General features: G+C 66.2%; 18 protein-coding genes. 7 read left to right on the top strand and 11 right to left on the bottom strand.

Features of this window, described 5'->3' with window-relative positions; all coding sequences use genetic code 11:
* The first annotated feature begins 17 nt into the window (after positions 1–17).
* A complete protein-coding gene (locus ASF98_RS20680; protein WP_055806113.1) occupies positions 18–980 on the top strand; it encodes a D-2-hydroxyacid dehydrogenase family protein in 963 nt (320 codons plus the stop codon).
* The gene (locus tag ASF98_RS20675) at positions 980–2,569 is read left to right on the top strand and encodes an SLC13 family permease (RefSeq protein WP_055806110.1); all 1,590 of its coding nucleotides are present in this window, start codon (positions 980–982) and stop codon (positions 2,567–2,569) included. Before ASF98_RS20680 ends, ASF98_RS20675 begins: the two co-directional genes overlap by 1 nt.
* Before the next feature lie 24 nt (positions 2,570–2,593).
* On the opposite strand, the gene ASF98_RS20670 is transcribed toward ASF98_RS20675, so the two are convergent.
* From ASF98_RS20670 to ASF98_RS20655, 4 genes are all read right to left on the bottom strand, one after another.
* A complete protein-coding gene (locus tag ASF98_RS20670) occupies positions 2,594–3,748 on the bottom strand; it encodes a glycerate kinase (protein WP_082506979.1) in 1,155 nt (384 codons plus the stop codon).
* A 1-nt stretch (position 3,749) separates the two neighbouring features.
* Entirely contained in the window at positions 3,750–5,237 is a 1,488-nt protein-coding gene (gene dctA / locus ASF98_RS20665; protein WP_055806109.1) for a C4-dicarboxylate transporter DctA, read from the bottom strand.
* A gap of 144 nt (positions 5,238–5,381) precedes the next feature.
* The gene (locus tag ASF98_RS20660; RefSeq protein ID WP_055806106.1) at positions 5,382–6,479 is read right to left on the bottom strand and encodes a tartrate dehydrogenase; all 1,098 of its coding nucleotides are present in this window, start codon (positions 6,477–6,479) and stop codon (positions 5,382–5,384) included.
* Between the two features lie 116 nt (positions 6,480–6,595).
* Positions 6,596–7,483 (bottom strand): LysR family transcriptional regulator, encoded by an 888-nt coding sequence (locus tag ASF98_RS20655; RefSeq protein ID WP_055806103.1) that lies wholly within the window; start codon positions 7,481–7,483, stop codon positions 6,596–6,598.
* 53 nt (positions 7,484–7,536) lie between these two features.
* On the opposite strand from ASF98_RS20655, the gene ASF98_RS20650 reads away from it, so the two are divergent.
* Positions 7,537–8,673, top strand: a complete 1,137-nt coding sequence (locus ASF98_RS20650) for an alanine racemase (protein WP_055806100.1) — start codon at positions 7,537–7,539, stop codon at positions 8,671–8,673.
* Here the strand turns inward: ASF98_RS20650 and ASF98_RS20645 are convergent.
* Genes ASF98_RS20645 through ASF98_RS20635 form a run of 3 tightly spaced genes read right to left on the bottom strand, consistent with a single transcriptional unit; the run spans position 8,660 to position 12,889 of the window.
* Entirely contained in the window at positions 8,660–10,192 is a 1,533-nt protein-coding gene (locus ASF98_RS20645; protein ID WP_055806661.1) for a carboxyl transferase domain-containing protein, read from the bottom strand. The genes ASF98_RS20650 and ASF98_RS20645 overlap by 14 nt on opposite strands.
* A gap of 2 nt (positions 10,193–10,194) precedes the next feature.
* Positions 10,195–11,418 carry a CaiB/BaiF CoA transferase family protein gene (locus tag ASF98_RS20640; protein WP_055806098.1) on the bottom strand — a complete coding sequence of 408 codons (1,224 nt, stop codon included), beginning with the start codon at positions 11,416–11,418 and terminating at the stop codon, positions 10,195–10,197.
* A gap of 58 nt (positions 11,419–11,476) precedes the next feature.
* Positions 11,477–12,889 carry an SLC13 family permease gene (locus ASF98_RS20635; RefSeq protein WP_055806096.1) on the bottom strand — a complete coding sequence of 471 codons (1,413 nt, stop codon included), beginning with the start codon at positions 12,887–12,889 and terminating at the stop codon, positions 11,477–11,479.
* A 127-nt stretch (positions 12,890–13,016) separates the two neighbouring features.
* On the opposite strand from ASF98_RS20635, the gene ASF98_RS20630 reads away from it, so the two are divergent.
* Together ASF98_RS20630 and ribA are read left to right on the top strand one after the other, a co-directional pair.
* Positions 13,017–13,724 (top strand): FadR/GntR family transcriptional regulator, encoded by a 708-nt coding sequence (locus ASF98_RS20630; protein ID WP_055806093.1) that lies wholly within the window; start codon positions 13,017–13,019, stop codon positions 13,722–13,724.
* Between the two features lie 116 nt (positions 13,725–13,840).
* Positions 13,841–15,709 (top strand): GTP cyclohydrolase II RibA, encoded by a 1,869-nt coding sequence (gene ribA / locus ASF98_RS25095; RefSeq protein ID WP_326950863.1) that lies wholly within the window; start codon positions 13,841–13,843, stop codon positions 15,707–15,709.
* Positions 15,710–15,727: 18 nt separating this feature from the next.
* Here ribA and ASF98_RS20620 read toward each other — a convergent pair whose 3' ends face one another.
* The 3 genes from ASF98_RS20620 to ASF98_RS24325 all read right to left on the bottom strand — a co-directional run bounded on the left by ASF98_RS20620 (position 15,728) and on the right by ASF98_RS24325 (position 17,943).
* The gene (locus ASF98_RS20620; RefSeq protein WP_055806088.1) at positions 15,728–16,312 is read right to left on the bottom strand and encodes a hypothetical protein; all 585 of its coding nucleotides are present in this window, start codon (positions 16,310–16,312) and stop codon (positions 15,728–15,730) included.
* A gap of 72 nt (positions 16,313–16,384) precedes the next feature.
* Positions 16,385–17,242 carry an SDR family oxidoreductase gene (locus ASF98_RS20615; RefSeq protein WP_055806085.1) on the bottom strand — a complete coding sequence of 286 codons (858 nt, stop codon included), beginning with the start codon at positions 17,240–17,242 and terminating at the stop codon, positions 16,385–16,387.
* A 239-nt stretch (positions 17,243–17,481) separates the two neighbouring features.
* Positions 17,482–17,943 (bottom strand): DUF6278 family protein, encoded by a 462-nt coding sequence (locus ASF98_RS24325; protein WP_156372491.1) that lies wholly within the window; start codon positions 17,941–17,943, stop codon positions 17,482–17,484.
* 75 nt (positions 17,944–18,018) lie between these two features.
* On the opposite strand from ASF98_RS24325, the gene ASF98_RS20610 reads away from it, so the two are divergent.
* Both ASF98_RS20610 and ASF98_RS20605 read left to right on the top strand, forming a co-directional pair.
* Entirely contained in the window at positions 18,019–18,630 is a 612-nt protein-coding gene (locus ASF98_RS20610; RefSeq protein WP_055806081.1) for an RNA polymerase sigma factor, read from the top strand.
* Positions 18,627–19,595 (top strand): CU044_5270 family protein, encoded by a 969-nt coding sequence (locus tag ASF98_RS20605; protein ID WP_055806072.1) that lies wholly within the window; start codon positions 18,627–18,629, stop codon positions 19,593–19,595. The genes ASF98_RS20610 and ASF98_RS20605 overlap by 4 nt, the downstream gene beginning before the upstream one ends.
* A gap of 122 nt (positions 19,596–19,717) precedes the next feature.
* Here the strand turns inward: ASF98_RS20605 and ASF98_RS20600 are convergent, their stop codons facing one another.
* Positions 19,718–20,878: a DUF6226 family protein gene (locus tag ASF98_RS20600; protein WP_055806069.1), complete on the bottom strand. Its 1,161-nt coding sequence runs from the start codon at positions 20,876–20,878 to the stop codon at positions 19,718–19,720.
* Positions 20,879–20,955: the final 77 nt, after the last annotated feature.

Raw genomic sequence — 20,955 nt, 5'->3', positions numbered from 1 at the left:
CACCGAAGGATTCCCCCATGCGCCTCGCCATCCTGGACGATTACCAGTCTGTGGCCCGGGATTACGCGCCGTGGGAGCAGCTTGCCGCCGACGGCGTCAGCGTCACCTTCTTCGACCGGCACCTGAAGGACGACGCCGACGTTGTCGCCAGCCTGCGCGGGTTCGACATCATCATCGCCATGCGGGAACGGACCGCCTTCGGTCGTGATCGGCTGGCGCAACTATCCGGACTCAAACTGCTGGTGACCACCGGGATGGCCAATCAGTCCATTGACGTTCCGGCGGCGGAGGAGCTGGGCATTGCCGTGTGCGGGACCGGCGGCTCTCCCACCGCGGCCCCGGAACTGACGTGGGGCCTGTTGCTCGCGCTTGCCCGCAGCATACCGCTTGAGGACCGGCGCCTGCGGGACGGTCACTGGCAGTCCACCGTCGGTTTTGAGCTCGCAGGCAAGACCCTGGGGGTTCTGGGCCTGGGCAAGATCGGTCGCCGCGTCGCCGCCTATGGACAGGCATTCGGCATGGACGTCATCGCATGGAGCCCCAACCTCACGGCCGACGCGGCCGCCGAGGCGGGAGCCAGGAGGGTCAGCAAAGACGCACTTTTCCGGGAGGCGGATGTGGTGTCGGTGCATGTGCGGCTTTCGGAACGCTCGCGCGGCGTCGTCGGGGAAGAGGAACTCCGTCTCCTGGGGGCCCGGGGCGTGCTGGTCAACACCTCCCGCGGGCCCCTGGTCGACGAAGACGCCCTCATCCGGGGACTGCACGAAGGCTGGCTCGCCGGAGCGGCCCTTGATGTCTACGACCTCGAACCGCTGCCTGCGGACCACCGGCTCCTATCCGCACCACGGACTGTCCTGACGCCGCATTTGGGCTACGTCACGGAGCAAAGCTACCGGGAGTTCTACGGCGGCGCGTTCGAAGACGTCAAGGCGTGGCTCCGGGGGAGCCCCGCCCGGCTGCTTACTGCCCTGCACCGCTGATGACCGAACGAACCGACGTCCGCGCCGCCCTGCTCGGCGGAAAGACGTTCCGAAGCCTAAGCGAGCAGAAGCTTTCCCCCAAGGAAGAGAAGTTTGAGCGGGCACGGCAAACCCTGGGATTCTTCCTCGCCCCTGCTGCCGCGATCACCTTCGCGATCCTTCCCATGACGATGGACCGGACACAGCAGCTTCTGGCTGCGGTTCTGCTCGGTGTGATCGTCCTCTGGATCTGTGAACCCGTCCCCATCCCGGTGGGAGGTCTGCTGGGAGTGGCCGCCGTGGTGATACTCGGCGTTGCTCCGGCTGCTGACGTCCTGGCCCCGTTCGGGTCGACGACGATCTTCACCTTCATCGGTGCGTTCATCCTCGCCCAGGCGATGCTCAAACACGGCATCGCGCAGCGGCTTGCCTTCGCTGTGCTCTCCCTTCCCGGCGTGGCCACGTCCACCTACCGCGTGATCATCGCCTTCGGGGTCATCACCTGCCTGCTGTCGGCGTTCGTGTCCAACACGGCGACTGTCGCAATGCTGATGCCCACGGCCCTCGGCATCCTCGCGGTCATCGGCCAACTGATGCAGGACCGCGGCAGCGTCAGCGCGGACTTTGATCCGCTGCGCTTGCGGGTCGGTGCGGCATTGATGCTGATGCTGGCCTACGGCGCCAGCGTCGGGGGCCTGCTCACACCGGTCGGTTCGCCGCCCAACCTCATCGGCCGGGGACTCATCGAGGAGGCCACCGGGGAACGCATTTCCTTCGCCCAGTGGACTGCCGCCGCAGCCCCGCTCTGCCTGGCCATGTTCGTGGTCCTGGCCCTGGTCATGTTCCTGCTCAACAGGCCGGAGGTCCGCCGCATCGAGGGCGTCGAGGAGTACATCCGCGAACAGCGGACCGCCCACGGCAGGATGTCCAGGGCTGAAGTAAACACCCTGATCGCCTTCGGTTTCACGGTCTCGCTCTGGCTGCTTCCGGCCGCAGCCGGGCTTGTCACAGGGACGGACTCCGATATCTACGTTCTGCTGGACGACCGGCTGGACGAAGGCATAGTGGCCGTTCTGGGGGCGTCCCTGCTCTTCATCCTGCCCACGAACTGGAAAGAACGCCGGGCCACGCTTAACTGGTCGGACGCCGCCCGGATCGACTGGGGCACTATCATCCTCTTCGGCACCGGCATCATTTTCGGCTCGCTCCTCGCCGCCACCGGGCTGGCGGAGACCATCGGCACCGCAGCCTCCCGGAACCTGAACGTCACCAACGTGGTCGCGGTTACGGCCTTCTCCGCCGTTTTGGCCGTCCTCATTTCGGAGACGACCAGCAACACAGCATCCGCGGCGGTGGTGGTGCCCATCGTCATTCCGTTGTGCACCGCCATGGGGCTCGATCCGTTCGTGCCTGCACTGGCCGCCACCTTCGCCGCCTCCTTCGGATTTATGCTGCCTGTCTCAACACCGCAAAACGCGATCGTCTACGGTTCCGGCGCGGTGCCCATCATCAGGATGATCCGCACGGGGCTGGTCTTCGACGTCGCTGGAGCGCTCCTCATCATCGGCATCGTCCCGGTGATGGTGGCCATCACCGGGATCGGCCGGTAACCCGCGGCACCGGTCGGAACGGCGTTACAGCAGCGTCGCGCCGATGTCCTGTCCGATCCGGCGGAGCAGCGCTGCCGAAAGCCCGGGGTCCTTCGAAGAGTCCTGGTCGGTGTAGTCGGCCAGCGTGTAGACCCGGGCCAGGGCCATTTCCGGCCACCGCTCCGGCGGGAGGAGCGAGCGTCCTGCGACGGCGATGATCGGCCGGGTTCCCGAGCGGCGGGCGACGGCGGCGGGCAGCTTCCCGGCCAGGGTCTGTTCGTCGATGCTTCCCTCGCCGGTGATGACGACGTCGCAGTGCTCCTTGCGGGAGTTGAAGTCCAGCAGATCCAGGAAGTAGTCCGCCCCGGACACCTGCTTGGCTCCCAGCAGCAGGCAGGCGTAGCCGATTCCTCCGGCACTTCCGGCCCCTTCATGCGTGGCCTGGGACGCGGCGTCCTCGAATCCGGCGTCGGCCATCTTGCGGACGAAGTGCGCCAGGCCCTTGTCGAGCAAAGCGACGTCGTCAGGTCCGGCACCCTTCTGGGGGCCGAAGACTGCCGGCGTGCCCTGGGCGCCGAGCAACGGATTGTGGACATCGCTGGCGACGATGAGCTCGGTGTCCGCCAGTTCGGGGAGTGCGGTCCGGTGGACGGAATGGATGCGGTCCAGCGCCCGGCCGCTGCCGTAAAGCAGCCGGCCCTCCGCGTCACGGAAGCTGAATCCGAGGGCAGTGAGCATTCCCATGCCGCCGTCGGTGCTGGCGCTCCCGCCAAGGGCCAGCACGATTCTGGCCGGGTTCAGGCTGAGGGCAAACAGGATTGCTTCGCCGAAGCCCCTACTGGAAGCATCCAGCGGCTCCAGCCTGCCGCCGGGCAGGAGCCCGAGGCCGCAGGTGTTGGCGACCTCGACGACGGCGGTGACGCCGTCGAACGCGATGCTGGCCGGAACGTGCTGGCCGGTGGGCCCCGCCACCGTGTACTGGCGCCGGGTGAAGCCGGAGGCGACGGCGGCGTCGACACTGCCGTCACCTCCGTCAGCCAGCGGGAGCAGTTCGCAGTGGACCGTCCCAACCCCCGCCCCGGCCGAGGCACGCAGCCCGGCCGCCAGGGCGTCGGCCACCTCGCCGGCAGTGAGGCTGCCTTTGAACTTGTCGGGAGCGATAAGCGTTCGCACGGTCTTCGGGGCGGTTGCGTTGGTCATGTCAGATGGATTCCGAGTAGGCGGGACGGCGGTCGGCAGCATTCACGTCGGCGGCGTTCACGTCGCCAGTGTGCCTGGGCGCATGGTGGCCGTATTCGGTGAGGTCGTCGTCGAGGTCCGTGACTTCATCGAGGTGGATGGGGTCCTCGGCGGGCATAGGCTCAACGGTTTCGCCGGCGAAGACCCGGCGGGCGCGGTCCGCATCCAGGGTACGGTCCCACCAGGCGATGAAGAGGGTGGCGACGGCGTTGCCGGTGAAGTTCACGAGGGCCCGGCATTCGGACATGAACTTGTCGATGCCGAAGATGAGCATGATGCCGGCCGCCGGGATGGTGCCGATGGTGGTGAGGGTGGCGGTCAGGGCGATGAAGCCGCCACCGGCGACGCCCGCCGCGCCCTTGGAGGTCAGCAGCATGACTGCAAGGAGCCCGAGCTGCTGGCCGATGGTCAGGTCGGTGTTGGTGGCCTGGGCGATGTAGAGGGCGGCGAGGGAGAGGTAGATCGCGGCGCCGTCGAGGTTGAAGCTGTAGCCGGTGGGGACAACCAGCCCGACCGTTTCCTTCTTGACGCCGGCGTGCTCGAGCTTGCGCATCAGTCCCGGGAGGGCCGGTTCGGCGGTGGAGGTGCCCAGGATGAGCATGTATTCCTCTTTGAGGTGGCGGATCATCGTGAAGATGTTCAGCTTCAGGAAGGCCATGACGGATCCCAGAATCACGACCACGAAAAGGATGGACGTGACGTAGAAGAGGGCGATCAGGCCGCCCATGCTGGTCAGGGAGGAGACGCCGTACTTACCCACGGCGTAGGCCATCGCACCGAAGGCTCCGATCGGGGCGGCTTTCATGATGAAGCCCAGGATCTTGAACATGACCCCGGTCAGGCGCTGCACGCCGTCCAGGACCGGGGCGCCGACCTTGCCCATGGCGTTCAGGGCGATGCCGAAGACGACGGCGATGAAGATGATCTGGAGGATGTCGCCTTCAACGAAGGGCCCGATGATGCTGTTGGGAATGATGTGGGTGAGGAACTGCCACCATTCCTGGTGGGCGCCGGCGTCGATGAGTTTGGCTGCGGAGTCCGAGGTCTTGATGCTGCTGGCGTCCGCGTTGACGCCGTCGCCGAGCCGGAAGATGTTGATGGCGACCAGGCCGAAGATCATCGCGAAGATGGTGCCGACCTGGAAGTACGTGAGGGCCTTCAGCCCTGTCATGCCGACTTTTTTGAGGTCCGCGACGCTGGCGATGCCGCCGACGATGGTCAGGAACACGATCGGGCCGATGAGCATCTTCATCGAGTTCACGAAGGTGGTGCCGATGGGTTCCATGGCGATGCCGACGGTGGGTGCGAGCCAGCCGACGAGGATGCCGATGAGGATGGCTGTCAGTACCCAGAAGTACAGCTGCCGGTACCAGCGGGTCTTTTGTGGCTTTTCCTTCGCTGACTGCTTCTTGGCTGGGGCCGCAGCGCCGGCGGTGGTGATGTGTTCCATGATTCCTACCTCGTTGTGGAATGTAGCTGGAGGGTGCTTGATGTTGGGGGCACGACGGAATGGACGGCGGCGGTGTGTTGAACCGCCGTCCATTCCGGGCCGTGTTTGACCGCCGGGACTGGGCCGGCTGGTCGCGCGTTCTGGCTAGACGGCAGCCAGGGTGTGGGTGAGGGCTTCGATGATTGCCTCGGTGACGTCGTCGGTGTTGGCGTCGCCGCCGACGTCGCGGGTCAGGTGTCCGGCGGCCGTGGTCTGCTCAATGGCGGCTTCGACCAGACGGGCTTCCTCATGCAGGCCGAAGTGGTCCAGCATCAGGGCGGCACTGGCAATTGCGCCGATCGGGTTGCTGATGCCCTTGCCGGCAATGTCCGGTGCGGAACCGTGGACCGGTTCGAACATGGACGGGAAGCGGCGCTCCGGGTTCAGGTTCGCGCTGGCCGCCAGTCCCAGGCTGCCCGCGAGTGCCGAGCCGAGGTCCGAGAGGATGTCAGCGTTCAGGTTCGATGCGACCACGACGGAGAGGTCCTCGGGGTGCAGGATGAACTTGGCGCTCATGGCATCGACCAAGACACTTTCGGTGGCCACGTCCGGGTAGTCCAGGGCCACGCGCTGGAAGGTTTCGTCCCAGAGGACCATGCCGTACTGCTGTGCATTGGACTTGGTGACAGAGGAGACCTTCTTGACCGTGCGGGTCCGGGCGAGGTCAAAGGCGAAGCGCATGATGCGCTCGCAGCCCTTTTCGGTGAACAGGGCAGTCTGCAGGGCCACCTCGTTGCCGGGGCCGCGGCCGCTGAGGTTGCGTCCGCCGAGGCCGGCGTATTCGCCTTCGCTGTTCTCGCGGACGACGATCCAGTCGAGTTCAGTGTTGTCGGCCTTGCGGAGCGGGGACTGGATGCCCGGCAGGAACTTCACCGGGCGGATGTTGGCCCACTGGTCAAAGTTCTGGGTGATGTTCAGGCGCAGGCCCCAGAGGCTGATGTGGTCCGGAACGTTCTCCCAACCCACGGCGCCGAAGTAGATGGCATCGAAGTCTTTGAGGGCTTCCAGGCCTTTGGGGTCCATCATCTGGCCGGTCTTTTCGTAGTAGCCGCAGCCCCAGGGGAACTCGGTCCATTCGAAGGCGAACTTGCCGTTGGAGCTGGCTGCCAAGGCGTCCAGGACGCGGCGGCCGGCGGAGACAACTTCCTTGCCGACTCCGTCTGCGGGGATTGAAGCGATGCTGAATTTCTGGGTGGCGCTCATGTGCCTACCTCCTCGTTGAGTCTGTTAGCAGCGTCACACTGCCTTCCTCTTCAAGTAGAAGGCCTGGGCACATTGGGCGTCCAAGACCAAGATTCGATACGGCAAATAGGCTCAGCCTATTGATCGGCGTGCAACTCCGCGACCTTCAGGAAAGCGCGGGCGGCGGGCGTCAGGTCTTCCTTCCGGCTCAGGATGGCAACATCGAGGTGGGAGACAGGCTCGATGAGCAGGGTCCGCAGTCCGGCCTTGTGGGCCGTCGGCGCCCAGGACGAGGGCATCACCGCATGGCCCACTCCGGCAAGTACCAGCGGCAGGATCGAGGTCCGGTGGGCCACCTCGACGACGATCTCCACGTTAACGCCGTGCGCCAGCGCGTCGTCCACCAGCCAGCGCATCAGCGATCCGCGCTGGCTGGCGATCAGGCGGTGCCCGCCCAGGTCCTCCCGCTGGATCGCCGTTCCCGGGTTGAACGTGTCGGACTGCGGGTTCACGATCAGGATCAGTGGCTGGCGTTCGAGCTCCAGGACCTGCACCCCCGGGACCCGGATTGGCGTTGAGGAACCGGCCAGTCCGATTTCGGTGCTGCCGGTTCGGACCGATTCGATGACCCCCTCGGGTGTGAACGCGGCGCTGACGTTGAGCCGGACGGAGGGGTGCAGCCTGGTAAAGCGGGCGATCATCGAGGTCAGGGGTTCGATGCCGGGGGAGGGCATGGTGATGATGTCCAGCCTGCCGCTGCGCACGCCCCGCAACGCTTGCACCGCGGACTGGGCGGCATCGAGGTCCCGCATTACCAGGCGTGCCGGTCCGACGAGTTCCTTGCCGGCCTCGCTGAGCACCGCCCTGCGGCCGATCCGGTGGAAGAGCGGCACGCCGAGGTCCTTCTCCAGTCCCGCGATGGTCTGGGACAGCGAGGGCTGGGCGATCAGGAGGTGCTCTGCCGCCCGGTTGAAACCGTCATGGTCAACAACGGCCAGGAAATACTTCAGCTTTCGTGTGTCCACTCCGGCCCTTTCGCGAATTTGGTCCTGACAGCCTACGCCCGTGACAATCGACCATGCCCTATCCGCAGCTCAGGCTCAATGCCGGTGCCCTCGAAAACAATATCCGTGTCATGGCGTCCTGGTGCCGGGAACACCAGGTCGATCTTGCACCGCACGTCAAAACAACCATGTCCGCGCCGATCATCAGCCGCCAGGTGGCGGCCGGAGCAGTCGGCGTTACGGTTGCCACCGTGGACCAGGTGGCTGCCGCCCTGGGCTGGGGGCACCAACATGTCCTCATCGCCAATGAGGTGGTCGACCGGGACGGCCTCACACGCATCCGGATCTGGCTGGACGATGATTCCGCGCGTGAGATCCGCTGCTTCGTGGACTCCGAGGCGGGCATCAACGCCGCGGCACAGGTGTTCACCGCCGATGGCGGCGTTCCGCTGGAGGTGATGCTCGACGTCGGGACTCCCGGCGGGCGCACGGGGGTCCGCACCCTTCAGGAGGCTGTCCGCCTCGCCGGGCTGGTCCGCGCCGCGGCCGGCCTGAGGCTCGTTGGAGTGGCCGGCTACGAGGGCGTGGTGCCCAACAGTCGTGCGGAGGACACCGTCACGGCGGTTGACCGGCACTGCCGGCTCGTACGGCAGGTGTTCCTGGAAGTCGCCCCATTCTTCGAAACGTCCGCCCCCGTCTACTCCATGGGTGGATCGGCATTTCCGGACCGTGTGGTGGAATTCCTCCCGGACGCCGGCCAGGTGCCCGGAACAAGGCGGATCCTCCGGTCGGGCTGCTACGTCACCCACGATCACGGCACCTACGCCGGTGTCAGCCCGGTGTTGGGACTGATGCCCGCGCTGACCATCCGCGCCGTGGTGCTCTCCACCCCCGAGGAGGGGATCGCCGTCGTCGGTGCCGGCAAACGGGACCTGCCTTACGACGCCGGGCTGCCGGTGGTCCTGGCTGTCCAAACCGCTGACGGTGCCCCGAGGGACGGGGCAACCGCTGTGGTGCGCAACCTCTACGACCACCACGCAGTCCTCACTGGCGTGACGGGCCTGGACGTCACAGACCTGGTGGACTTCGGCATCTCCCATCCCTGCTCCGCCTTCGACCGCTGGCCCGAATACGTCGTCACCGACGGAGACGGACGGGACATCGATGTGTGGCAGACCGATTTCCACCGGTCGGGAATCACCCGGCGATGATGCTGCCCAGGTTCCGGTACTTTGCCTGCCGCCGCGTCAGCAGCTCGCCAATCCCGGTGGCCGACAAGGTGGCGAGCTCGTATTCGATGGCCTGTCCCATGCGCTGGCAGAATGCTCGTGCTTCCGAGGCCGCGTCCCCGTGTGCTGCGTTGCCGCGTTCGTCCACGATGTGTTCCACCAGGGCGTTGGTGTAGAGGGCTGCAACGTTGACGCCCTGCGCTGCGGACATGGCCGGGGCGAAATCGGTGCTCCGATGGACGATGGCGCTGGCGCCTTCGGGCGGCAGCGGGGACAGCCACGCGTGCTGGGCGGCGATGGTGCGGTCTGCGGGCAGAAGTGCCAACGCCCCGCCTCCCGCCCCTTGGCCGAGCAGGACTGAAACGGTGGGGGAGTTCAGCCCGATCATGTCATGCAGTGACCGGGCAATCTCCCCGGCCAGCCCGCCTTCCTCGGCCTCCTTCGACAGCGCCGCGCCGCCTGTGTCAATGACTGTCAACAGCGGCAGCCCCAGTTCCTCGGCCAGGCGCATGCCGCGGCGGGCTTCCCGGAGCGACGCCGGTCCCATCGCCGTCTGCTGGGAGGGCCTGGGCCGGGTGTGGCCGATGACCACGCAGGATTCCTGGCCGAATCGCGCCAGGGCAAGCTGCAGCCCGGGGTCCTTTTCCCCCTGCCCGGTGCCGTTGAGGGGCAGCACATCGCGGGCGCCGTAGGCGAGCAACTGGCGGAGGTCCGGACGGCGCGGGTTCCGGGAGATTTCGATCGATTCCCAGGCACCGGCGTCGGACGCTTTGACGGCGAGCGTGCGGGGCGGCGCAGGCCGCGGGTGCGCGCCCGGGACCACCATGCTCAGGGCGCGGTCCACGACGTCGGACAGTTGCCAGGGCGGGACCACCGCATCGACCAGGCCCTTGTCGAACAGGTTCTCGGCCACCTGGACGTTCTCCGGAAACGGCGCACCGTAGAGGGCCTCATAGACCCGCGGCCCGAGGAAGCCGAGCAGGGCCCCGGGCTCGGCCACGGTAATGTGGCCGAGCGATCCCCAGGACGCCATGACCCCTCCCGTGGTGGGGTGCCGCAGGTACACGAGGTAGGGCAGCCCGGCCTGGCGGTGGGCGCGGACGGCCGCGCTGATTTTCACCATGGACAGGAAGGCGATGGTGCCTTCCTGCATGCGCGTGCCGCCGGACGCAGGTCCCGCCAGAAGCGGCAGTCCCTCACGCGTGGCCCGTTCGACGGCGGTGACGATGCGTTCAGCGGCGGCGAGGCCGATGGAACCGGCGAGGAATCGGAACTCGCTGACGATCACGGCTACGCGCCGGCCCCGGATGCGGCCTTCGCCGGTGAGGACGGACTCGTCCACGCCTGTCTTGGCGCGGGCAGCTGCCAGTTCCTCCCGGTACTCGGGGCCGGGATCGGGGTCAACAACCGGCGCGTCCCAGCTCCGGTAGGAACCCGCGTCCAGCACGGCCGCGATGAGTCCGGCGGCGTCCAGGTGCCTGGCTTTCTGTTCTGTCAGCATGGTCACCGCCCCTCCTGCTTCGCGCCGGCGTCCAGTCCCAGCCACTGCCGGATCTGATCGCCGTCCTGGTCGAGCAGCGGCGGGGCCGTGTGGGTAGTGAGGGTCGTTTCAGCGGTGTCGGCAGCGCTGAAGAACCGCAGCGGCGGACCGGGCAGGCTTACGGTGCCCAGGAGCTTGTGCTCGACGTCGATCACCAGACCCTGCGAATGGACCTGCTCCCAGGCGTAGACCTCGTCCAGGGTGCGGACCTTGCCGGCCGGGATGCCGGCGTCGTTGAGTTTGGTGAGCAGCTCCTCGGCCCCGTAATCGGAGAACGCGTTCTCCACTTCCTCGATGACCTTCTCGCGGTTGCGCACCCGGTCCGCGTTGCTGGCGAACTCGGGCCGCGAGCCGTCGATTCCGAAGGTGGAAGCGAACGTGTTCCACAGCTTTTCGCTGCCCACGCTGATCTGGACGCGGCCCTGCCGGCAGTGGAACAGTCCGTAGGGAGCGATGGAGGGGTGGTGGTTGCCCTGGGCCTTCGGAATTTCACCGGCGACTGTAGCCCTGGTGCCTTGGAAGGCGTGCACCCCGATAAGGGCCGCGAGCAGTGAGGTGCGCACGATCTGTCCCTGCCCGGTCCGTTCGCGCTGCAGCAAGGCCGCCAGGGTGCCGAACGCGCCGTACATGCCGGACAGGAGATCAGCGATCGGAACGCCCACCCGCTGGGGGTCGTCCGGTCCGGAGCCGGTGAGGGACATCAGCCCGGTCTCGCCCTGCAGGATCTGGTCGTAGCCGCTGCGCCGGGATTCCGGCCCGTCATGCCCGAAGCCGGTGATGGACAGGATCACCAGTGCCGGGTTCAGGGCGTGCATTTCCGCGGCGGAGAAGCCCAGCCGGTCCAGCACGCCGGGGCGGAAGTTCTCGATGACGACGTCGGCGCGTTCCAGCAGTTCGCGCAGCACTGTCCGCCCGTCGTCGTTCTTCAGGTCCAAGGCGATGGACTCCTTGTTGCGGTTGCAGGACAGGAAGTACGTCGCCTGCGGGTCGTCGTCGGGACCTACAAAGGGGGGACCCCAGCCGCGGGTGTCGTCTCCGGTGCCGGGGTTTTCCACCTTGATGACCCGGGCGCCGAGGTCAGCCAGCATCATGCCTGCGTGCGGGCCCGCCAAGGCTCGGCTCAGGTCCACCACGAGGTAGCCCGCCAGGGGCCCGTCGGTCCGGGGCGTGGATTCAGTGCTCTGCATGGGGTTCCTTCTGTTGCTCATGGATATCTGGGTTGAGGCCTGCTGGATGTCCGGGCGATTACAGCCAGCCCGGGACCACCATCACCAGCCAGGCGATGGCGGGTCCCGCCACGACGACGATCCCGCTGTAGGCCAGGATCTGCTTGTAGAACTTGTCCTTGTCCACGTCTTCGGGCGCGTTGGCCAGCACCAGTGCGCCGTTCGTGGAGAACGGGGAGACGTCAACGATCGTGGAGGCCACGGCGAGGGCGGCAATGACCCCGACGGCGCCGATCTCCCCGGAAGCCAAGAACGGCACTGCGAGGGGAATGAGGGCCGCCAGGATGGCGGTGGACGAGGCGAAGGCCGAGACCACGGCGCCGATGTAGCAGATCAGCAGGGCCGCAAGCAGCGGCATGCCCAGTTGGGCCACGCCGTCGGACACGAATTTGATGGTGCCGGCTTCCTCCAGGACGCCCACGAAGGTGAGCATGCCGCAGAGGAGCAGGACAGTGGACCAGCTGATCTTGTTGACGGCGCCTTTCTGGGCGGCCGGGGAGACCAAGGCCAGGACCATGGCGATGGTGATGGAGACGAAGCCGACGTCCACCTTGAACCCCAGCGAAACCACGGCCAGGGCGATCAGGCCAAGAATGGTGACCAGCTGTGGAACGGAGGCGCGGGGAGTGCCGGCCAGCTCTGCCCCGGCCCCGGGCGAACCGTCTTTGCTGCCTTCCGGCGAGCTGCCTGATGTGCCCTTCGAGGCGACGCGGGCGGAGGAAATGTCGGTGCCCGAGCCCTGCAGGGTCACGCCGGCGGTCCGGGCTCCCACGCTCATGGCCATGCGCTTTTCGGCAGCCTGCTCCACGAACCGGCTTCCTGCGGAGGACCCGATCCTGTTTCCGCCGAGAACGAGGAACAGCACCAGTGCAATAGCCAGGTTGAAGACGAAGCTCGCCAGGAAGATTGCCATGGGGCTGGCTTCCAGTTCCGTCTTGGCAATGATGCCGTTGACAGTGACACCGTAGACGGCGATGGGGGAGAAGCCGCCGGCCTGTGCCCCGTGGATCACCATCATGCCCATCATGAGCGGGTTGATCTTGTGCCTGGCCGCGAAGCTGAGCGCGATCGGGGCGATGATGGCGACGGCGGCGGGCGAGAGTGCGCCCACGGCCGTGATGACGGCGGTGATGGCGAACATGATCCACGGGATCAGGGCCACCTTGCTGCCAACCAGCCGCACGGCGCCCCGGACCATGAGATCGATGGTGCCGTTGTTCTGCGCGATGGCGAACAGGTAGGTGACCCCGACGATGGTCAGGAAAAGCCCTCCTGGAAAGTTGGCGAGGATGTCGTTGGTGGACATCCCCAGGACAACCGAGCCCAGCAGGAATGCCCCGACAAACGCCAGGGCGCCCATGTTGAGCGGGAGCACCGTGGCTAGCAGGAACATCACCGCCAGGATGATGATGGACAGGACAGGAGCGGACATCGTTGTTCCTCCGGATCGTTCGTTGGGGATTTAATTGGCTTAGTGGCCTAGCCTCCTAGACACTAGGTGTCTCTGTCAATAGTTCTCCGGTACTCTTGGGGTTGAGGACCATGCCGAAAGGACGCAGATGGCAAAGCAGGCGGCAGCGCAACAGATTTCCCGCGTTTCGCGGCCCAGGCTCTATGAGCAGCTCGTGGAGCAACTCATGGACTTCATTGAGGCGGCCCAGCTGGGCCCGGGTGACACCCTTCCCGCAGAGCGCGAACTGGCCGAGCGGCTGGGGGTATCCCGGGCAACGCTGGCGCAGGCCCTGGTGGCGCTTGAGGTGCTCGGAGTAATCGATGTCCAGCACGGCACCGGAGCGGTGCTGGTCTACCGCCCCAACGTCCCGTCCGTCATCAAGGGGCTGCGCGAACACCGTAACCGGCTGCCCGAGATCGTGGAGGCGCGAAGCACGCTCGAGGTCAAGCTGGCCGAACTGGCAGCGGCCAGGCGCAACGACGCCGACATGAAGGCCATCGACAAGGCGCTCGACGTCATGGCCGAGGAGGTTGCCTCGGGTGGACGGGGTGCGCACGGCGACGAGCTCTTCCACCAGGCCGTGACGGCCGCCGCGCACTCCGCAGTGCTGGGGCAGTTGATGACCTTCATCGCCGGAATGGTGCTCGAAACGCGGCTCGAGTCGCTCGGGCAACCTGGCCGCCCGGAGCAGTCCCTCGCGTCGCACCGCAAGATTGCCGACGCCATCAGGGCCCAGGACTCCGCCGCGGCTTCCAGCGCTATGCTCGAGCACATCGACCTCGTCTCCGATGTGGCGCTGCTGAAGAACTCCTAAATCGCCCCCGCAGCAAGGCGTGGCAGGATGGCTTCGGCCAGGGTGCGACACTTGCAGGTTCAACCAACCGCCTGTACGGTTAACTTCAACCTTCAAGTAATTTGTACCCTTATCGAATGCTGAGGCACCAGATGACCATTGTGTCCGAGACCCTCATGCCGGCGGATACGGCACCATCCGCGGCTGCCGTGCGCAGCAGGGTCACAGTCCCGTTGCGCTTTCCCGATGGCTACATGGCCACGGCCGAGGTACTGACGTTCCACGGGCTGGCCGACGGCAAGGAACACCTGCTGCTGGCCCTGGGCGCGTGGGAGCAGGCGCTGCTGGATCCGGAAAAGCTGGACCCGGCGTTGCCGGATGCGGGGCCGCTGGTCCGGCTGCACAGCGAATGCCTGACCGGTGACGTGTTCGGCAGCCAGCGCTGTGACTGCGGTCCGCAGCTGCGGGAGGCGGTGGAAAAGATCAGCGCCACCGGCGGGTTCCTCCTGTACCTCCGTCAGGAAGGGCGCGGCATCGGCCTGTACTCCAAGCTTGACGCCTACGCCCTGCAGGATACCGGCCTGGACACTTACGAAGCCAACGTGGCGCTGGGGCACGGCGAGGACGAGCGCGACTACACCGCTGCCGCCCAGATGCTGGGTGCCCTCGGCGCCACCACCGTCCGTTTGCTCACGAACAACCCGGACAAGGCCGCACAGCTCACCGCCCTGGGCATCGGCGTTACTGAGCAGGTTCCCACCGGGGTCCACCTTTCACCGGCCAATCACGCGTATCTGGCCGCCAAACGGGACCACACCGCGCACACCCTCGACCTCGCGCAGCCAGCCGTTCCCAGCCACGACGAAATGCTGGCCCGTGTTGATGCGCTGATTCCCCGCCTGCGGGAGCGCGCTGAGGAAACCGAGCGAATCCGCCGCATACCTGAATCCACGATGGAGGATTTGAGGGAGGCCGGCGTCTTCCGCGTGCTCTCGCCGAAGGCTGTCGGGGGATTCGGCATGGGAGTGGAGACGTACGTCGAGGTTGTGCGCCGGCTCGGGCGGGGATGCCCCTCCACGGCATGGACGGTGGGGCACCTGATTGAGCACGTCTGGATGCTCGCCCGCTGGCCCCGCAAGGTTCAGGACGAGGTCTTCGCCGACGGAGCGGAGCCTCTGGCTGCCGCGACCGGCGCTCCGGTGGGGCAGGCCACCAAAGTTCCCGGGGGCTACTCCATCTCGGGCCGTTGGACCTTTGCCTCGGGAGTCATGCACTCGGAGTGGGTCCTCCTGGCTGTGCAGCAGGGGGACGTCCGCCTGCAGTGCCTCGTGCCGATTTCCGACGTCGAACTTGTGGACGTGTGGCACACGGCAGGGCTGAGGGGAACCGGCAGCAACGACGTCCGGGCAGAGGAGCTTTTCGTGCCGGCCTACCGGACGCTTGACTGGGCCCTCCTGGGTGCGGCGGACAATCCGGGCAGCCGGATCCATCCGGACCCGATCATCCACACCCCCATGGCGACGCTTCTGAACCTGGTGGCGCCCGCCGCCGCCCTGGGAGCTGCCGAGCACGCCGTCGAAATGTTCCGTGAGCGGGTTCTGGTACGCAGGGTCAAGAACACGCTGGAGGACCGTCAGGCGGATTCCCCCCTCGCGCAGGCCCGGTTCTCGCACGCCTACGGGCTCGTTGCCACGGCCCGCCTGCAGTGGGAGGAAGCGATCCGGGTGGTCACTGCCTCGTATCAGCGACGGCCCATGACCATGACGGACCACGAGCGGGCAGCCTACCGCCTCTCGCTCGGCCTCAGCGGGACGGCGTCTGCCGAAGCGGTTCGCGTCATCATGGCGGGATCGGGCGGAAGCGCGCACCGACTTTCAAATCCGCTCCAGCGGATCCAGCGCGACGTCGACGTTCTGCTCAACCATCCGACGTTGACCCTGGACCCGATCCTTGAGCAGGCGGGCCGCGGCCTGCTGGGCCTCGGGATTACTGTTCCGTCGTTCTAGCTATTGAAGGTCGCCCCGCTACTGCCCCACGACGGGGAGCAGCTGACGGTTCCTGATCCGTGACTCGCCGAACTGGAGCGCCAGCGGTTCGACTTCCCACGACCTGCCGCTCCGCGCCCTCGGGCTGCCGACGGCAACGTGCGGTGTCCAGTGCGGAGACCGGAAGCCGAGGGCGCGGGAGCTGAGGATGAAGTCATCGACGTTGTCCACCAGCAGCCCGTCCAGCAGGTCATGGAGGGCCTGGACGAGTGAAACCTGGTAGTCGTGGACCCGCTCCGGGACGTCGACTTCAAGACAAGACACGCTGCCGCCGCCCAGCACGATCAGCCGTTCGGTGCTGCACGAAAAACCTTCCAGCACAGGCAGGCCGTGCAGCCAGGCAACCGTGCTGCGGGCGGCGGCCGACGCGCTGGTGATACCCCTGGTCCACTCCGAGACATCCTGGCAGAAGTCATCGAGCACTCCGAGGTGCAGCAGGGTCATGTGCAGTCCCCGCGGCCGGCGCAGGGCGCGGACATAGCGGCCGAGTCCCTCGTAGTCCGAGGGGCCGGAACCGACGCTGACCACCGGCGCCTCCACCGTGATGCGTGCAACCGGGTACATTCCGGCCCCCTCCTGACCGCGCTAACAGCTGGCTGTGAATGCCATTATCCGCCTGCCCGCCCGCCGACGGGCTCAGCCCGCCAGTGGGCGCAGGCCGTCGACCAGGGGAGTGGTGGGCCGCCCGGCCAGCCGTGCGAGATCTCCGGTGGTCAGGGCAAGTGCTCCCTGCCGGATATTGCCGTCCAGGGCTGCGAGGAATCCGGCCGTGGCAGGGTCAAGGCCGGCGGCCTCCAGGGCGCTGACGTGCTCTGCTGAACTCACGGGCAGGTAGCTGACGTTGCGCTCCAGGACCGTCGAGAACGCAGACGCCAGTTCCCCAAACGTCCAGGCGTAGTCGCCGGACAATTCATACACGCGGCCTTCGTGACCGGGCGTGGTCAGGACTGCGGCGATGGCTGCGGCGTAGTCCGCCCGGGTGGCGCTGGCAACGCGTCCCTCGCCTGCGCTGGCCAGCAGCGTGCCGGTCTCGCGGGCCGTGAGCAAGGCCGCGGCGTAGTTCTCCGTGTACCAGCCGTTGCGCAGGAAGGTGAACGGAAGGCCGCTGGCGCGGATGGCCTCCTCGGCCTTCGCGTGGTCAGGGGCCAGAACGAGCTCGTTGGTGTCAGCGGCCAGGACGCTGGTGTACAGAATGTGGGCAACCTTGGCCCGGACAGCCGCGCCGATGACGGTTTCGTGCTGGGTTGACCGGTTCTGGATATCGCTGCCGGAAATGAGAAGGAGGGTGTCGCCTTCGTCGAGGGCGGCGTCAACGGTGGCCGGATCGTCGTAATCCACTGTCGCTGTCCTGACGCCGTAAGCCGCCAGTTCCGCCAGCTGCTGAGCGGAACGCCCCGCGGCCACGATCTGCTCTACCGGTACGCCGCGTCCCAGCAATTCCCTGACGACAAGGCGCCCCAGCTGGCCGGTGGCTCCTGCAATGACAATGGACATGAGATTCTCCTTGATTACCTTGGTTACCGGACGCCCCATTCGGGCGCCCTCCGTTATGGGCAACCGCCCCCGAACGGGAACAATTCCGGCGCCGGATGATGCACTTTGAAGTGCAATAGGCACCTTCAGGTAAGTAATGGAAAGGGCAGGTCGAAGCTTTCACCTGACCTCGACTGAGTGGTCTCAACTTCCACTGTTGTCGCGATTGAGCGCACGACCCCTCACCGGGCAGTCTTCGGTCAGGCCTCTAACGCCACGATTTCCAACACGTGCGCATGGTTCTGCTGGAGAGTTGGTATCCCCACGGTTAGGCGCCTTTCGGCGACGTAAACCACCGAAACGGCGGTGCCCCGGGTGACGCGGACGCACGGGTCCCCCTCCACAACCACTTCCCAATGCGCGCCTGGAACAGTGTGCGTGAGAAGGTCACCATAGAACATGCCAATGGCGCGGACCAGCTTTGCCAGAGCAGCTCGGTCAGTGTGGCCATCCATGAGGTGGTCGACGGCGGCGAGGCCCTCTTTGGAGCGTGGGAGCTGTTTCCCGAGAGAACGGAAGAGAGCCAGTAGATCGTCGTAACCACCAACGTTGGTGGGAGGAATAGCTGGCTCGGCCGGTGGCGGTTTGTATTCGGCGTATCGGCGAGGAAGGCCTGCCGGAAGTTGTTGCAGAGGTTCGTCGGAGTCGCCGGGGTCCGTCATCTCGAAAGACTACGCTCGTGGTCATTGGATCGGGAACCTTTTCGGGTCCTGCGGACACTACAAGGCATGAGGCTAATGGGGGAAACCGACGAAGACCTGTGGCGTGACTGCATCACAGGCAACGCTGATGCCTTCGGGGCTCTGTTCGACAGGCACGCCGATGCGGTCTTCCGGTACTGCCTGTCCCGGTGCGGATCCTGGCATGATGCAGAGGAACTCGTCTCGATCACTTTTTTGGAGGCGTGGCGGCAGCGGGACAGGCTCAGGCCGGAGAAGGACACGGTCCTTCCGTGGCTGCTCGGGGTGGCCACGAACGCGAACCGCAACCGCGCCAGGGGATCCCGGCGGCACGCTGATTTCCTGGCCAGGCTGCCGCACTCCGATCCCCGGCACGGCCAACATGAAGCGGACCATGCGGAAGCGGTCGCCTCGCGGCTCGATGCTGAACGCGCCGTCCGCGAATTGCTTGACACGACCGCTGGACTGAACGACGGCGAACGGGACGTCGTTGTCCTGTGCCTGATGAACGGAATCGGCCAGGAAGAAGCCGCCAAGACCCTCGGCGTACGGACCGGGACCGTGAAATCGAGACTGCATCGCGCACGGGCCAAGCTGGCCGCCATGAACCGGGACCTAGTGCCCATCGAACAACTCGACACGACAATCGTTGAAGCGAGGCTCCCATGAACCTGTCTGAAGTGACCTACCCGGAAGACACGAAGAACCGCGTCCAGAACCTCCTCGTCCAGGAAGCGCGGCGGAAACCGAACCTGCTCCGCCGTCCCCGTCGAACGCAAGTATGGCTCGTAACAGCGGCCGCCGCCGCGGTCGCGGCACTGATTGCGGGAGACGTCGTCGGACTCGCCGGCTGGCGTGGTGGAGCAACCGCGCAGGCCGCAGAAGTCCTCAACAATGCGGCGGAGACGGCGATCATGACGGCTGATCCAGTCGTGAACCCGGGCCAGTATTTGAGGGTCAAAAGCACCAATGTCTGGAGCAGCGCCTCAACCGAGGCAGATGGTTCCACCTACGAGTGGCTGGACACGGAAAAACTCGATTTGTATATTCCGGCTGATCGCTCGGATGAGTGGGTCTGGCTACGCTCAGGACGAGTACCCACGACATTCTTTGACGCCAAGTCCAAGGAGTACGTCGAAAAGAACGGCTACCAGCCTTTTCCTGAGCTGCTGCGCGCACCCAACGGATCCTTCTATGGCGGCCCCGGCGGGTGGGTGCATACGGACATGTCCGCCCTTCCCCGCGATCCCTACCGGCTGCTGAACAGCATCTACAAACAAACTCTGGGGAAAGGCCAGTCCGTCGACGGCGAAGCGCTGGTGTTCATAGCTGACCTCCTCAGAACAGGTGTTGTGCCGGCCGACCTGCGGGCCGCACTCTATAAGGCCGCGGCCATGATCCCTGGCGTGACCATCACAGAAAAACAGGCAAATCTGGACGGCCGCACCGGCATAGCCATCGGACGAACCGAGGAGGGCCCGTCCAAGACGCGTCAGGAGATCATCATCGACGCTGCAACAGGGCTCCTGATCGGTGAACGGGCAATCCTTACTGAGCCTCAAGGATCCATACCGGCAGGAACGGCCATCGGCTGGACTGCCATCGAAACATCCGTCACCAACACGGCACCCTGAACCGCCTCAGCCAACTTCGCCCGTCGCATCGCTCTGTTGTGGCCCGCCCCTCTGCAACCCGACATCGTTGTGCGCACCGGGAGCGAGGACGGTCGATACTGGCAGGGGGTGGGGCATCGTCGCTAAAGGCGTTCCGGCCGCAACGGCCACGGACGCCAGCCGCCGGGCACTACACGCAGCCGGCCTTCCGCGTCCTGGAGGCGCACGGCGTCGACCGGAGCGGGTTCACCGCTCCCGCTTTCAGACCCGGAGCCGACCACCGCGTTCAGCGTGTACTCGCTCCATTTCCGGCTGCCCACCGGATAGCGTTCGCCGTAGCCGCCCGCCGCCACGGTGAGCACCAACATCTCCATCCGGTCAGCCGCGGTCCCGGCCGTTTCATCGCAGGCATCGCAGCCGCACACCGGAAACGGGAAGTCATGCAGCACACCGGCGTGGATCAGAACCCCCGGATATCCGGTGAACACAAACGTCAGCGGCGCTGCATCGGCCCTGCGCGGGGTGACCCTGACAGCCTGCAGCATCTCCCGGGCCTTCATGAGCACCTCCCCGGCGAGGACCGGATCCCTGTCGACGTCGACGTCGTAGACGGCAGACAGGTGATCGATGAGGGCCCACGCGACGGCGTGCAGGCCCGCGAAGCGCTCGGGATGGCTGTCGACGCTGTAAGACTCCGGGGCAGGACCCTCGGCGCCCCATTGCCGGCCGTAGGGGATCAGTGCACCGTCCGGTGAGTAATATGCCGTCGTCGGCAGAAGCGGCCGGACATAGGACGGCTGGCCTGCGGACGGCGGAACCGGCGGGGGTGGGACGGAAGGTGATTCCAGCTCTTCCCCAGCCCAGTCCGACAACGCCGACACGAGGCCGCGGACGGACTCGGCGTCGGCGCTTCGCAACGCCACGAGCAGGCGAGCGACGTCGAACTGCCTCTGCCGGTTGCCCACGAGGGGAGACCCGCTTTGGTACGCAGTCCACGGCGCATCCGGCCTGAGCCGCGCGATGGTGTTTCCGGCGAACACGGCTGCCGCGGCACTCATGGCGCTGTCGCTATCAATCTCGGCAGCCCATTGGTGCAGGAACCACATGAGCCTCGCAGGGTCCGCGGCGAGCTCGTCCGCCCCGACACCATGGTCGGCGCAGAACCCGATGAACGCGGAGTAACCTGCGACGTGCCTGACCTCAGTCGCACGGCCCGGCCCCTCCGCGTATAGGGCCCCGGCGCGTGAGACGGGTTCGGGCAAGTCGGTGGCCGAACCCTCGAACAAATCCTCTGCATGCCCCATAACGGGATCCTAGCCCCGGACCAGGCAACAAGGGTGCCTGCGGAGGCGTGCCTGAGGAAGCCGGTCTACCATTGGCT

It is taken from the genome of Arthrobacter sp. Leaf337, from assembly GCF_001423745.1.
Taxonomy (GTDB): Bacteria; Actinomycetota; Actinomycetes; order Actinomycetales; family Micrococcaceae; genus Arthrobacter.
The sequence above is the reverse complement of the archived record's forward strand: the minus strand, read 5'-3'. Positions and strand labels throughout refer to the sequence as shown.

Coding starts and splice junctions, on each gene's coding strand:
- ASF98_RS20680 (WP_055806113.1), top strand. CDS start 18: ATGCGCCTCGCCATCCTGGACGATTACCAGTCTGTGGCCCGGGATTAC.
- ASF98_RS20675 (WP_055806110.1), top strand. CDS start 980: ATGACCGAACGAACCGACGTCCGCGCCGCCCTGCTCGGCGGAAAGACG.
- ASF98_RS20670 (WP_082506979.1), bottom strand. CDS start 3,748: ATGACCAACGCAACCGCCCCGAAGACCGTGCGAACGCTTATCGCTCCC.
- dctA (WP_055806109.1), bottom strand. CDS start 5,237: ATGGAACACATCACCACCGCCGGCGCTGCGGCCCCAGCCAAGAAGCAG.
- ASF98_RS20660 (WP_055806106.1), bottom strand. CDS start 6,479: ATGAGCGCCACCCAGAAATTCAGCATCGCTTCAATCCCCGCAGACGGA.
- ASF98_RS20650 (WP_055806100.1), top strand. CDS start 7,537: ATGCCCTATCCGCAGCTCAGGCTCAATGCCGGTGCCCTCGAAAACAAT.
- ASF98_RS20645 (WP_055806661.1), bottom strand. CDS start 10,192: ATGCTGACAGAACAGAAAGCCAGGCACCTGGACGCCGCCGGACTCATC.
- ASF98_RS20640 (WP_055806098.1), bottom strand. CDS start 11,418: ATGCAGAGCACTGAATCCACGCCCCGGACCGACGGGCCCCTGGCGGGC.
- ASF98_RS20635 (WP_055806096.1), bottom strand. CDS start 12,889: ATGTCCGCTCCTGTCCTGTCCATCATCATCCTGGCGGTGATGTTCCTG.
- ASF98_RS20630 (WP_055806093.1), top strand. CDS start 13,017: ATGGCAAAGCAGGCGGCAGCGCAACAGATTTCCCGCGTTTCGCGGCCC.
- ribA (WP_326950863.1), top strand. CDS start 13,841: ATGCTGAGGCACCAGATGACCATTGTGTCCGAGACCCTCATGCCGGCG.
- ASF98_RS20620 (WP_055806088.1), bottom strand. CDS start 16,312: ATGTACCCGGTTGCACGCATCACGGTGGAGGCGCCGGTGGTCAGCGTC.
- ASF98_RS20615 (WP_055806085.1), bottom strand. CDS start 17,242: ATGTCCATTGTCATTGCAGGAGCCACCGGCCAGCTGGGGCGCCTTGTC.
- ASF98_RS24325 (WP_156372491.1), bottom strand. CDS start 17,943: ATGACGGACCCCGGCGACTCCGACGAACCTCTGCAACAACTTCCGGCA.
- ASF98_RS20610 (WP_055806081.1), top strand. CDS start 18,019: ATGGGGGAAACCGACGAAGACCTGTGGCGTGACTGCATCACAGGCAAC.
- ASF98_RS20605 (WP_055806072.1), top strand. CDS start 18,627: ATGAACCTGTCTGAAGTGACCTACCCGGAAGACACGAAGAACCGCGTC.
- ASF98_RS20600 (WP_055806069.1), bottom strand. CDS start 20,878: ATGGGGCATGCAGAGGATTTGTTCGAGGGTTCGGCCACCGACTTGCCC.